At 66.8% G+C, this 12,318-nt stretch carries 14 protein-coding genes and 1 tRNA gene; 7 read left to right on the top strand and 8 right to left on the bottom strand.

Features of this window, described 5'->3' with window-relative positions:
• Position 1: 1 nt before the first annotated feature.
• The 4 genes from ACHFB9_RS07155 to ACHFB9_RS07140 all read right to left on the bottom strand — a co-directional run bounded on the left by ACHFB9_RS07155 (position 2) and on the right by ACHFB9_RS07140 (position 3,369).
• Entirely contained in the window at positions 2-556 is a 555-nt protein-coding gene (locus ACHFB9_RS07155) for an NADP oxidoreductase (protein WP_417070635.1), read from the bottom strand.
• On the bottom strand, positions 549-1,265 hold the full coding sequence (locus ACHFB9_RS07150; protein WP_417070633.1) for a 2Fe-2S iron-sulfur cluster-binding protein: 717 nt from the start codon (positions 1,263-1,265) through the stop codon (positions 549-551). The genes ACHFB9_RS07155 and ACHFB9_RS07150 overlap by 8 nt, the downstream gene beginning before the upstream one ends.
• Complete coding sequence (locus ACHFB9_RS07145; RefSeq protein ID WP_417070631.1) at positions 1,258-3,027, bottom strand: NAD(P)H-dependent oxidoreductase subunit E; 1,770 nt, start codon at positions 3,025-3,027, stop codon at positions 1,258-1,260. The genes ACHFB9_RS07150 and ACHFB9_RS07145 overlap by 8 nt, the downstream gene beginning before the upstream one ends.
• A gap of 108 nt (positions 3,028-3,135) precedes the next feature.
• Complete coding sequence (locus tag ACHFB9_RS07140; protein ID WP_417070629.1) at positions 3,136-3,369, bottom strand: zinc ribbon domain-containing protein; 234 nt, start codon at positions 3,367-3,369, stop codon at positions 3,136-3,138.
• 70 nt (positions 3,370-3,439) lie between these two features.
• Between ACHFB9_RS07140 and hypF the strand changes: the two genes are divergently transcribed.
• From hypF to hypE, 4 genes are all read left to right on the top strand, one after another.
• Positions 3,440-5,755, top strand: coding sequence for a carbamoyltransferase HypF (gene hypF, locus ACHFB9_RS07135; RefSeq protein ID WP_417070628.1), 2,316 nt, complete (start codon positions 3,440-3,442; stop codon positions 5,753-5,755).
• Entirely contained in the window at positions 5,755-5,988 is a 234-nt protein-coding gene (locus ACHFB9_RS07130) for a HypC/HybG/HupF family hydrogenase formation chaperone (RefSeq protein WP_417070626.1), read from the top strand. Before hypF ends, ACHFB9_RS07130 begins: the two co-directional genes overlap by 1 nt.
• Positions 5,985-7,064, top strand: a complete 1,080-nt coding sequence (hypD, locus tag ACHFB9_RS07125) for a hydrogenase formation protein HypD (RefSeq protein ID WP_417070624.1) — start codon at positions 5,985-5,987, stop codon at positions 7,062-7,064. Before ACHFB9_RS07130 ends, hypD begins: the two co-directional genes overlap by 4 nt.
• Positions 7,065-7,378: 314 nt before the next feature.
• Positions 7,379-8,407, top strand: a complete 1,029-nt coding sequence (gene hypE, locus ACHFB9_RS07120; RefSeq protein WP_417070622.1) for a hydrogenase expression/formation protein HypE — start codon at positions 7,379-7,381, stop codon at positions 8,405-8,407.
• Here hypE and ACHFB9_RS07115 read toward each other — a convergent pair.
• The gene (locus ACHFB9_RS07115; protein WP_417070620.1) at positions 8,376-8,771 is read right to left on the bottom strand and encodes a MerR family transcriptional regulator; all 396 of its coding nucleotides are present in this window, start codon (positions 8,769-8,771) and stop codon (positions 8,376-8,378) included. The two genes, hypE and ACHFB9_RS07115, sit on opposite strands and share 32 nt — an antisense overlap.
• A 76-nt stretch (positions 8,772-8,847) precedes the next feature.
• On the opposite strand from ACHFB9_RS07115, the gene ACHFB9_RS07110 reads away from it, so the two are divergent.
• Positions 8,848-9,219, top strand: a complete 372-nt coding sequence (locus ACHFB9_RS07110) for an EthD domain-containing protein (protein WP_417070618.1) — start codon at positions 8,848-8,850, stop codon at positions 9,217-9,219.
• Positions 9,220-9,272: 53 nt separating this feature from the next.
• Here the strand turns inward: ACHFB9_RS07110 and ACHFB9_RS07105 are convergent, their stop codons facing one another.
• From ACHFB9_RS07105 to ACHFB9_RS07095, 3 genes are read right to left on the bottom strand one after another with little or no spacing between them, the layout of a single operon-like run.
• Positions 9,273-10,037: a substrate-binding periplasmic protein gene (locus ACHFB9_RS07105; protein ID WP_417070616.1), complete on the bottom strand. Its 765-nt coding sequence runs from the start codon at positions 10,035-10,037 to the stop codon at positions 9,273-9,275.
• 30 nt (positions 10,038-10,067) lie between these two features.
• Positions 10,068-10,835 (bottom strand): substrate-binding periplasmic protein, encoded by a 768-nt coding sequence (locus ACHFB9_RS07100; RefSeq protein WP_417070614.1) that lies wholly within the window; start codon positions 10,833-10,835, stop codon positions 10,068-10,070.
• 54 nt (positions 10,836-10,889) lie between these two features.
• Positions 10,890-11,393: a hypothetical protein gene (locus tag ACHFB9_RS07095; protein WP_417070613.1), complete on the bottom strand. Its 504-nt coding sequence runs from the start codon at positions 11,391-11,393 to the stop codon at positions 10,890-10,892.
• A gap of 221 nt (positions 11,394-11,614) precedes the next feature.
• On the opposite strand from ACHFB9_RS07095, the gene ACHFB9_RS07090 reads away from it, so the two are divergent.
• Together ACHFB9_RS07090 and ACHFB9_RS07085 are read left to right on the top strand one after the other, a co-directional pair.
• Entirely contained in the window at positions 11,615-12,157 is a 543-nt protein-coding gene (locus tag ACHFB9_RS07090) for a cytochrome b (RefSeq protein WP_417070611.1), read from the top strand.
• A 68-nt stretch (positions 12,158-12,225) separates the two neighbouring features.
• Positions 12,226-12,300: transfer RNA gene (locus ACHFB9_RS07085), tRNA-Arg, on the top strand.
• Positions 12,301-12,318 lie beyond the last annotated feature (18 nt).

Here is a 12,318-nt window from a genome sequence, read left to right as displayed (position 1 = left end):
TTCAATCGAAACGGCGAAGCTCGCGGGGCAGAACCGGCTCCCGCCCTTCGAGCAACGCGGTGATCAGCTCACGGAAAGCGGCGGCCGGAGGCGGGCAGCCGGGCAGCACATAATCGACTCTGACGACTTCATGGATGGGCCTGAGCTTGTCGAGCAGCAGGGGCAGCTCGGGATCGGAGGGGATGCCGGGCTTCACGACGCCGAGTCCATCGACATAGGCTTCGCGCAGACACTCGGAGACCGTGAAACGGTTGCGCAAGGACGGCACGCCGCCGGTGATCGCGCAGGCGCCGACCGCGACCAGACAGGCGCAGCGAGCCCGGAACTCGCGCAGCACTTCGACGTTGTCAGCATTGGCGATCCCGCCTTCGACAAGTCCGACATCGACGTGCTCCGAGCAGTGCTTGAGGTCGGTCAGCGGGCCGCGGTCGAACTCGATCCGCTCGGCGAGGGCGAGCAACAGCTCGTCGATGTCGAGCAGCGACATGTGGCAGCCGAAGCAACCCGCCAGAGAGCAGGTCGCCATCTTGATCCGCGAGGCGGTGCGCTCAGTCATCGCTCTTGCCTCCCTGCCCAGCGTCGGCGATGTCCTGGTCATCGAAACGCCGCTCGCCGATCGGGGTCATGAATGCCTTGCGGCGCGGCAGGATCGCACCGCAAGGGCAGATGCTGGCGGCGCGATCGCTGGCCGCGAAGTCCGTGTCGCCCAGGCGCCCGCTCGCGCTGTTCACGCGAAGATGGGCGCTGAGTCCCCGGCCGGCGATGCCGAAGAGGCTCTTGTGATCGAGATCGCGGCTCGCTCGCACGCACAGCTCGCAGAGGATGCAGCGATCGTGATCGATCAGCACATCGGGATGGGAGGCGTCGAGTTCGCGGCGCGGATAGAGCTGCGGATAGTGCACATCCTCCATGCCCAGGTGATAGGCGAGCGCCTGGAGCTGGCAGTTGCCGCTCTTCTCGCAGAACGGGCAGTAGTGGTTGCCCTCGGCGAACAGCATCTGGATGACGCGGCGGCGCAGCGCGGTGATCTCGCCGGTCTCGCTCTCGACGATCATCCCTTCGCTGACCGGCTCGTAACAGGCCGACGTGATCCGGCCATTGGCCTTGACCGAGCAGAGCTTGCAGGAGCCGTGAGGCGGCAGATCCGGGTGATAGCACAGATGGGGAATGTAGAGCCCCGCCGCCTCGGCCGCCTGGATCACGGTCTGGCCGGGCGCAAACGCCAGCCATTGCCCGTCGAAACAGAAGCGCTTTTCGTCAGCCATGCCAAGCCTCCCGCAAGGCCCGGGTCTCGGCCAGCGCACCATCGAGATCGAAACCGGGATCGCTCCCCTGCCCGGAGAGCTTCGTGTCGAAGTCGGCCCGGAAGCGCTGCAGCGCGTCGAGCAATGACAGCGGAGCGCTCTGCCCCAGACCGCAGTGGCTCGCGCTGCGCGTGACGAGCGAAGTCGCGACGATCTCGGCGAGGTCTGCTTCGCTCGCCTGCCCCGCGGCGACCCGGTCGACGAGGCGCCTGAGCATCGTCGTGCCGACCCGGCACGGCGTGCAGAATCCGCAGGACTCGTGCTCGAAAAAGTGGATGAAGTTCTGCACGACCGCAACGATGTCCCGACTCGTATCGAAGACCATCAAGGACCCCGTCGTCGCCAGATCCTCGAACGCGATCCGCCGCCGGAAATCGGCCGGTCCGACCAGATGGCCGGAAGGCCCGCCGACCTGGACCGCCTTGACCGCATAGGCGCCGCAGCCGGCAAGCACCTCGCCGAGCGTGACCCCGAACGGATATTCGTGGATGCCGCGCCGCGCGACATCGCCCGACACCGACAGCACGACGCTGCCCGGGGATTTCTCGGTGCCCTGGGCCGCGAACCAGGCTCCACCGCGCAACGCGATCTGGGCGGCCTGGATGAAAGTCTGGACGTTGTTGACGACGGTCGGCTTCTGCACATAGCCGCGCTTGACCGGGAAGGGAGGCCTGACCCGCGCCTGCCCCCTCTTGCCTTCGAGCGATTCGATCAACGCGGACTCCTCGCCGCAGATATAGGCGCCGGCCCCCATGTGGATCGCGATGTCGAAACCCTCGCCCGTCCCCAGCGCGTCTGCGCCCAGCAGACCCGCATCGCGGCGGCGCACCAGAACGGCTTCGAGCAGCGGCCTCAGGTATTCGTATTCGGCGCGCAGATAGAGCAGCCCCCGGTGGGCGCCGACCGCGAGACCGGCGATCGTCATGCCTTCGAACAGTGCATCGGGCAGCCGGGTCAGCAGAACCCTGTCCTTGAACGTTCCCGGTTCGCCCTCGTCGGCATTGCAGACGATGTAGCGCGCATCGCCTTCGGATTCGCGGCAGAAGCGCCACTTCTGCGCGGTCCGAAAACCTGCTCCGCCGCGGCCGCGCAGCCCCGAGACTTCGAGCTCGGCGAGCACCGCCTCCGGCCCCAGCGCGCGCGCCGCCGCCAGCGCCTCGCCTTCGGCAAAGCTCGTCGTGAAGATCGCACCGGGCCGGCGGATGTTGTCGTGCACCGAAAACCATTCGCGCGGCCAGGCTTCGAGCGCGATACCGGCCTCGACGAGTTCGGCCAGCTCGTCGATGCGCGCGGGATCCAGCCGCGTCAGCGCGAGCCCGTTGACCAGGGCAGCCGGCCCCTGGTCGCACATCCCGGTACAGGACGTGAAGGCGACCGTGACCTGCCCATCCGCACGCGGCTCGCCGGGCTCGACCCCCAGGCGCGCACAGAGCTGGGCCGCCAGCGCCCGGCTGCCCAGCATCCTGTCGGTGATGTTGTCGCTGAAATAGAGGTCGTAGCGCCCGCGCGGCGAGCGGTGCAGAAAGCTGTAGAACTCGACGACGCCCAGCACCTGGCTCAGCGGCAGCTTCAGATGGCTCGCGAAGAAGCGGATCGCCTCGTGCGGGACGCACGAATACGAGGCCTGAACGGCCCTGAGCATCTGCAGCAAAAGCAGGGGCTCGTCCCGGTAGCGTGCCGAGATCCGGGTCAGAACCCGTTCCAGACCTGCCTCGCTGGACATCGAAGCCCTCCGATCGCGGGAAGCGCAGTCCCGAAAACGAGGCCGCTCAAGGCATTCTAGACAGCCAGAGCGCGCCCGCCCGCGCACTTGCCCTCCCCTTGCCCGCGCTCAAGTTTTCAGCTTCGCGCGCTCGCTCGCCGGGTAATGGCTGAAATGCCCTTCCCGCCCGGCCTGGGCGCGTGCGCGCGCGATCAGCTTTGCGCTTTTGCCGGCGAGCGAAGGGCGCGCGATCTGGCGCGTCAGCGCGCCGGCGCAGACCGGACAGCCCGGCGCGGAGGATTGGCTCACGAGAAGCTCGAAGATCCGGTCGCAAACCGGACAGTGGAAGTCGTAGAGTGGCATCTGTCTGTCGATTCCGCGGAAAAGCCATGTTCCAGCAAGAACGGTTCCCGTTTTTCACCGAGCAGCCCGGATGAACGGGCGTGACACGATCCGCCAGCGTCTGCGCCTGGAAGTGACCGGAACGGTTCAAGGGGTCGGCTTTCGCCCCTTCGTCGCGCGCACCGCAATGGGGTTCAATCTCACTGGCTGGGTCGCCAATCGTGCCGCCGATGTGCTGATCGAGATCGAAGGTCGGCCCGACGCGCTCGCACGCTTTCGCGAGGCGCTGGATCAGAACCCTCCGGCGGCGGCCCGCATAGCCCGCATCCTCGCCTGCCCCGTCCCGCCGCGCGGCGGCTCAGGCTTCGCGATCGCGCCCAGCCTCGCCGACGACAAAGCCGCTCCGGTTCTGCTGCCCGATCGCGCGCCCTGCCCCGCCTGCCTCGCCGAGCTGGACAACCCCGCGAGCCGGCGCTATCGCTACCCCTTCATCAGCTGCGCCGAATGCGGACCGCGCGCCTCGATCACAAGTGCTCTGCCCTTCGACCGCGAGCGCACGAGCCTCGCCGATTTCCCGCTCTGCGCCGACTGCGCGCGCGAATATGCAAACAGCGCCGATCGCCGCTTTGACGCGCAGACGATTTCCTGTCCCACCTGCGGGCCGCAGCTCGCGCTGCTCGGCGCAGACGGCAGCGCGTTCGCGCGGGGCGAGGCGGCGCTCACCGGCGCGCTCGCCCATCTCGCGTGCGGCGAAATCCTCGCGCTGAAGGGGGTCGGCGGCTTTCAGCTCCTCGTCGACGCCCGCGGCGAGGCCGCGATCGCGAAGCTCAGAGCGCGCAAGGCGAGGCCTGCGAAACCCTTAGCGGTGATGGTCGGCGATCTGGCGGCGCTGCACGCCCTCTGCACGCCCGACGCCGACGAGATCGCGCTGCTCGAAAGCCCCGCCGCCCCGATCGTGCTGATCGCGTCCCGCCCCGGCGCGCTGCCCGACGCGATCGCCCCGGGCTGCTCCCGCCTCGGGGTCATGCTGCCGGCGAGCGGCCTGCACGCGCTGATCGCCGCCGACTTCGGCGCCCCGCTCGTCGTCACGAGCGGCAACCGCGCCGGCGAGCCGATCGCCCTCGACGAAGAGGCGGCTCTCGCCGAGCTCGCCGGTATCGCCGATCTCTTCCTCGTCCACAACCGCCGCATCGAAAACCGGCTCGACGACTCGGTGACCCAGATCGCCGCCGCCCAGCCCCAGATCCTGCGCCGCGCCCGCGGCTATGTGCCGCAAGGCCTCGCCCTAGCGACGGAGTCCGGCGATCTCGCGCTGGGCGCCCAGCAAAAGAGCTGCATCGCGCTGGGCCTGGGGCGGCTCGCGCTGTCCGGCCCGCACATCGGCGAGCTCGAACACGCCGGGGTTCGCTCCGCTTTCGCCGCAGCGCCCGAAAACCTCTGCCGCCTCTATCGCTGTCCGCCCCGCCGTATCCTGATCGATGCCCACCCCGACTACGCGAGCAGCGTCTTCGGCTTCGCCCTCGCGCAAAGGGAAAAGCTTCCCCTGGCCGCGATCTGGCACCACGTCGCCCACGTCCACGCGGTGATCGCCGAGCACGATCTGGCTTTGCCCGTTCTGGGCCTCGCCTGGGACGGGATGGGTCTGGGCGAGAACCAGAGCCTCAGAGGAAGCGAAGCCTTCCGCGTCACGAAAGAGGAATGCCGGCGCTGCGCGAGCCTCGCGCCCTTTCCCCTTCCCGGAGGGGAGGCCGCACAGAGGGAGCCGCGCCGCGCTGCTCTGGGCCTGCTGTTCGCGGCCGGTGCCAGCGCGGCCTTCCGGAACCCGCCTGTGGACCGGCTCTTCGCAGAAGCCGAGCTGACGGTGCTGACAACGATGCTGGAGAGAGGGATCAACAGCCCGGGCTGCCACAGCATGGGCCGGCTCTTCGACGCGGTCTCGGCTCTGCTGGGCCTGTCCGTTATCAGCCGCTATGAAGGCGATGCGGCGATGGCGCTGCAGTCCGCAGCCGAAGCGGCCGAGCGCGAAGGCCTGATCGGCCCCCCTCTCGCCTTCGAAGTCGAGGGCGGGGCGATCGTCTGGAAGCCCTTGCTCGAAGCGCTGCTCGCGGCGCAAAGGCAGGGCTTCCCGGTCAAGGCTCTGGCCCTGGCCTTCCACGAAGCGCTGGCCAGACTCTCGGTCGCGATCGCCGAACGCGAGGCTCTGTCCGATGTCGCGCTCTCCGGCGGCTGTTTCCAGAACCGGCTGCTGCTTCGCCTGTGCGTCGCGGCGCTGCGTGAGGCCGGATTCCGCCCGCACTGGGGACAGACCGTGCCCTGCAACGACGGCGGCATCGCGATCGGACAGCTCGGCGCGGCGCGTTTCGCTCACTTCGCGTGGTGTCGCGACTTTTCTGACGGAGAGCACTGATGTGCCTGGCCATTCCCGGTGAGATCATCGTTATCGACGCAAGCGATCCGACCAATCCGCAAGGCCTGATCGACTTCGGCGGAGTCAGGCGCAGCGTCTGCCTCGCCTACCTTCCGGAAGCCAGGCCCGGCGACTATGTGCTGATCCACGCCGGCTTCGCGCTCAGCGTGCTCGACGAGGCCGAGGCGCGCGCGACGCTGGCGGCCTTTCGCGACATGGACGCGCAGTCATGAAGTTCGTCGATGAGTTCCGGGCGGCCGATCCGGTGCTGCGCTGTGCGGAGCGGATCGCACGCGCGACGAGCCGCCCTTGGTCGATCATGGAGATCTGCGGCGGCCAGACCCATGCGATCATCAGGAACGGCCTCGACGCGCTGCTCCCCGCCGGCCTTCGCCTGCTGCACGGCCCGGGCTGTCCGGTCTGCGTGACGCCGGTTGCGGCGATAGACCGGGCAATCGGGATCGCCTCTCGCCCGGGCGTAATCTTCTGCTCCTTTGGCGACATGCTGCGCGTGCCCGGAAGCCGGGAATCGCTGCTCGAAGCGCGCTCGCGCGGCGCCGAGCTGCACGTCGTCTACTCCCCGCTCGACGCGCTGGCGCTCGCCGAGGCCAGGCCCGATCGCGAAGTCGTGTTCTTCGCGATCGGCTTCGAGACCACCGCGCCGACCAGCGCGATGGCGGCCTGGCAGGCGAAGCGGCGCGGCGTCAAAAACTTCTCGCTGCTCGTCTCCCAGTTCAGGGTTCCGCCCGCGATCACCGCGCTGCTCGCTGCGCCCGACTCCCGGATAGACGGTTTTCTCGCCGCCGGCCACGTCTGCGCGGTGATGGGATGCGCCGAATACCATGTCCTCGCCGCGCGCGAGCGCATCCCGATCGTCGTCGCCGGCTTTGAAGCGCTGGATCTGATGCAGGCCATCCTCGCCTGCGTCGAGGCGCTCGAAGCCGGTCGCTACGGCGTCGAGAACGCCTACCGCCGCGTCGTCCGCGACGAGGGCAATCCGGCCGCACAGAAGATGCTCAAGGAAGTGTTCCAGATCGCCACGCGCGAATGGCGGGGGCTGGGCGCGATCGCCGACAGCGCTCTGGCGCTATCAGCTGACTATGCGGACCTCGACGCCGAGCGGCGCTTCCCGGCTACGGCACAGCCGGCGCCCGATGAGCACGGCTGCATCGCCGCAGAGCTGCTGCGCGGCGTCAAATCCCCGCTCGACTGCCCGCACTTCGGCCGCCTCTGCACGCCCGAACATCCGCTCGGCGCCACGATGGTCTCGTCCGAAGGCGTCTGCGCCGCCTTTCAGCGCTATCGCTAAATCCGCCGCGAGAAGCCCCTGAATAAAGTCAGCCCCTCTACTACCGTTAATTCTGATTGCGTCGTCAGATCAGATCCGTTCATCGGACACCGACTCGGGCAAGGCAAGGCCTATGCCACAAAACAAGCAGATAGAAATGGAGAGCGCGATGAGATGGTTCGGAAAAACGAAGGCTTCGACCACAACCGGGGTGATACCCCTGAGGGGAAGCTCGGCGCAAATCCAGGCGCGGACCCGCAACGCTTCGGAAACTGCGCAGCACACCCGGATGGTGGCCGATTCGCTCAAACAGCTGACCGACGCCTGACGCTCCGATGGACTTCAGCTGCCCGATTCCCGTCACCGGAACCGACCGCGTGCTGCTCGCGCACGGCAGCGGCGGTCGGCTGATGCACCAGCTCCTGTCGCGCACCGTGCTGCCGGCGCTGGGCGGCGCCGGGCTGGGTCAGACCGACTCGGCGGTGCTGAGCTGCGGGGCGCAGCGCCTCGCTTTCACGACCGACAGCTTCGTCGTCACCCCTCCTTTCTTCCCGGGCGGGAACATCGGCAGCCTGGCCGTCTGCGGCACCGTCAACGACCTCGCGATGGTCGGCGCAAAACCGCTCTATCTGTCGCTCGCGCTGCTGCTCGAAGAAGGCTTTGCGATCGCCGAACTCGAAGAAATCCTCGCGTCGTTACGCGGCGAAGCCGACGCCGCCGGCGTCACCATCGTCACCGGCGACACCAAGGTCGTCGAGCGCGGCAAGGGCGACGGGATCTTCATCAACACGTCGGGAATCGGCGTCATTGAGCACACGCAGACACTGGCCCCCGCCTCGGTCAGAGCCGGCGACGCGGTGATCGTCAGCGGCGATCCGGGCCGCCACGGCATCGCGGTGCTCGCGCAGCGCACAGGCCTCGCCTTCGAAACCTCGATCGAGAGCGATGTCGCCTGCCTGCACCGCGCCGTCCTGAGCCTGCTGGAAGCGGGGCTGGAGCTGCACTGCCTGCGCGACCTGACCCGGGGCGGACTCGCCAGCGCGCTGGTCGAGATCGCCTCAGATGCGGGGCAGGGCATCGCGCTGCAGGAAACGGCCATTCCGATCTCGCCCCCGGTGCGCGCGGCGAGCGAACTACTGGGGCTGGACCCTCTGCAGATCGCCTGTGAGGGCCGCTTCGTGCTCTTCCTGCCCACCGATCAGGCCGATTCGGCCCTGGCCTGCCTGCGCGCCCAGCCGCACTGCCGCGACGCAGCGCGGATCGGCACGGTCCTGGCAGCGCCGGGCGTCACGGTCGAGACCGCTTTGGGCACCCGCCGGGTGCTCGACATGCTCAGCGGAAGTCAGCTGCCGAGGATTTGCTGAGCGCGGCCCCATCCTCGGACTGGGCAAGCAGGTAATCGGCGATCGCAGCGCGCTGAAGCTCGAATAAAGCGATCTGCTCTTCGAGCTCCTGCTGCTTGCGGCGCAGCACCGAGAGAAGATTTGGACAGGGTTTGGCGGCATCCGCGCGCAATGAAGCCACGCAGGGCAGGATGGCCGCGATCACGGCAAGCGTCAGGCCGGCGCGGCTCAAGGCCTGGACGCGGCGGGCGAGTTCGACGTCCGCCTGCGCATATTCCCGGTAGCGAGCGTCGCTGCGCCGGGGATGGATCAACCCCTGATCCTCGTAGTAGCGCAGCATCCGGATAGTGACTCCACTCTCCCGCGCCGCCTGGCCGATCTTCATCAGGACTCCCGCTTGACTCTGACAGTACTGTCAGAGTTTACGCTTCTCCCTCCCCGACAACCCCCAAGGAGAAGACATGTTCAAACTGATCACCTGCGTGCGCCGCCTCCCCTCTCTGAGCGCGGAAGAATTCGACATGCACTGGCGCGAGCGACACGCGCCGCTGATCCAGGCGCAAAGCCATGCCCTGAAGATCCGCCGCTACATCCAGAATGCTCCGCTGGCCGATCCAGCGCTTCAGGAAGCGATACGCGCCGGCCGCGACGCCGAGCCCGCCGATTTCGATGGCTGCGCCGAGCTGTGGTGGGACAGCCGCGAAGACTTCCTCGCCGCGCGGACAACCCCCGAAGGCGTCCGCGCGCTCGCCCTTGTGCTCGAGGACGAACACCGCTTCGTAGACCTCGAGCGCTCGAAGCTCTGGTTTGTAGCCGAACGCGCCGTCCTGTAGCGGTCGCGACGCTCTGATCGGTCGGCCCTAAGTCGGGAGCGCATACATCCTGACTAGGGCTTGTTCTGCTGAGCTCCGTAGCGCGCGAGAATCCGCTCCAGTGTGCCGTCGCGCTCCATCGTCGTGATCGCCTTGTCAAAGGAGGGAGCCAGAGCGGCATTCTTTGGCGCAAAGACCAGATAGCTCAGAGCGGTCTCGACGGGCGGACCGCTGATCTCGATGAGTTTGTCCGCGCCGATGCGCCGAGCGAATTCGAGCCCGACGAGGCGCGAGCAGATCACCGCATCGACCCGACCTCCCGCCAGCATCCTGAAAATCAGCTCGTAGGAACTCGCCGACTCTGTTCTCGAGAACGCCCCTCGCGCCGCCGCCTCATCGAAGCGCTGGCCATAAGAAGTCGAGGTCACGACGCCTATCGTCGCGGCGGAGAGATCGGCCAAATCGCCCGCAAAGCGGGTTCGGGAGCCCTTGCGGACGAAGAACACATAGTCCTGACGGATCAGCGGCTTGTTCGGATAATTGAGCCGCTTCATGCGCTCAGGAGTCTTCTTGATCGTGAACAGCCCGTCGATCGCATCGGCCTCGAGAAGCTTCACACTCCGGTTCCACGGATAGAACTCGATCAGAACGCCTCGCCTCATCCGCGCGAAGGCTTCGCGAACGAGGTCGGCGGAGAGCCCCTGGGCGCCCGCCTCGGTCTGGACGATGTAAGGCGGGTACTCAAAGGAAGCAAGGCGCACAGGCGTCTGCGCCGACACGCCGGCAGACAGGCCCAGCAAAGCGCCGCAGAGCACTCCCGGCAGACACCCCGCAGTCATCGACGGTCTCCTTCGCGCCCGGATAGCGCACTAGCGTCCGCGGATCAGGTCCTCGTGGAGCTCGAGAATACGGTTCAGGCTGCCATCTCTTTCCATCGCCTCCATCGCCTTGTCGAAGGCGGGAGCCAGAGCAGCATCGGCCTTCTTCGCGGTGAAAGCCAGATAACTCAGCGTGGTTTCGACCGGCGGACCGCTGATTTCGACGCGCCCGGTCGCACCGATGCGCCGGATGAACTCGAGACCGACGAGGCGGGAGCAGATCACCGCATCGACCCGTTCTCCGACCAGCATCCTGAAGATTTGTTCGTAGGAGGCAGCCGCTTCGATCTTCGCGAAAGCGCCCCTCGCCGCCGCCTCATCGAAGCGTTGACCATAGGAAGTCGACATCACGACGCCTATCGTCGCGGCGGAGAGATCCGCGAAACTGCCCGTGAAGCTGACCCGTGAGCCTTTGCGGATGAAGAAAACATAATCCTGACGAATCATCGGTTTGTGCGGAAAGACGAACTTTGCGATGCGCTCAGGCGTCTTCTTGATCGTGAAGAAACCGGAGACTTCCCCGGCTTCGAGCAGCTTCAGACCACGATTGAGCGGATAGAACTCGATCGATACGCGTCGCCCCATCCGCGCGAAGGCTTCACGGACGAGATCCGCACTCAAACCCTGAGCGCTTGCGCCGGCCTGGAAGGCATAAGGGGGGTACTCAAAAGTCGCGAGACGCACCGGCGCTTGATCCGCCGCGGCGGCCTGACCCAGCACAGCGAAGAAAACCGCGGCCCCCAGCCCTCTTGCGAACATCACACTCCCTTCCGGCGCAAGACGGCGGACACAAGTCCGCGCCCCGCTCAGAGCTTAACGGTGGTGGTCCTCGCGCCCCGGGCCGCGATCATCGCGATCGCGTCGGTCGTGCCGATCATCCCTTGGCCTGTCCCGATGATCATCCCGACGGTCGTCCCGGGGCCCATCCCGGTGGTCGCGCCCGGGGCCGTCCCGGCGATCATCGTGGCGATTGCCGTGAAACTCCGGATGGCGGTCCCGGTAGTGGGGCGCGTACTGACGCTCATACCAGTCGTTGCGGACGAAATAGACGCGCTCGCCGCAGGCGTTGTACTGACGACAGTGCTTGCGCCAGTTCTTGTAGTGGCCCGGAGGCACGTTCAGGTAGATCGGCGCGCGATCATGGTAGGCCGGCTCGACCACAACCGGCCGGGGCGCGACGAGGACAGGCACGGGATAGTCGTTGCCGATGTCTATCCGGCCGTAAAAGCCAGGCTGGCCAATGCTGATCGAAACACCCACATCGGCGGCGAAGGCCGGCGAAACGAGCAGGGAGGCAGCGAGGATCAAAGCTTTCATTCAATTCTCCAGACAAGGAAGATCCGTGCCCCCACTGCTGACTTCTGGCGCGGGCGACACCGTCGAAGCTTACCCCAAAGTCATACCCGGTCAGGCTGCGCTTTGCCAAGCCCGGCCCGGGCGCGTATCGTCAAACGCCTGTAGCCCTGAACACCGCGAGCTTTCCGATGCACTGCGCAAAACGTCTCGATACAAAAAAGCCCGCTTGTCACTCTCCTCTGGTGCGTCTTCTGCACTGGGCCATCGCGGCGATGATCCTCGCCGCGCTCGTGATGAGCACTTTCGTGATGACCCGCATTCCCGCTTCTTCGCCCGACAAAGTCTCTGCTTTGATCCGCCACATCAGCGTCGGTTCCCTGATCTTCGTCGCCTCGATGCTGCGCCTCGCTACGCGCGGCCGTACCGTCGCCCCCCCTGCCCTGTCCTCGGGAATGCGTTGGGCCGACGCGCTCGCCATCATCGTGCACCGCTTGCTCGAAGCGCTGACCTTCTTGATGATAGGAAGCGGAATAGCGATGGTCATCCAGGAGAATCTGATCGCGGTTTTCCTCTCGGTGCATGGCGTGCTACCGGTGGGCCTCGAAGCACTGCCGCTGAGGGCCTTTCATATCGGCACGGCGAGCCTGCTCGCGGCCACGCTCGCTCTGCACGTTTGCGGCGCGCTCTACCACCAGTTCATCCTCCGCGACGGGCTGATCACGCGGATGAGTTTCGGAGCCTCCGCCCCCGGAGCGCCTGAAGACGGCGAGCCCGCAGCGCTCTGAGCAAAACGCCCGCGCCGCAGCCTGTTTGTGGTAGGCTTCGCACCCCGGGCTTCCCCGTGAAGCCCTGTGCCGCCGTAGTTCAATGGATAGAACGGCCGCCTCCTAAGCGGCAAATGTGAGTTCGATTCTCGCCGGAGGCACCACGAATACAAAAAAGCCCG

The organism is Niveibacterium terrae (assembly GCF_048213115.1).
In the GTDB taxonomy this organism is placed as follows: Bacteria; Pseudomonadota; Gammaproteobacteria; order Burkholderiales; family Rhodocyclaceae; genus Niveibacterium; species Niveibacterium terrae.
This window is presented reverse-complemented; position numbering and strand designations above follow the sequence as displayed.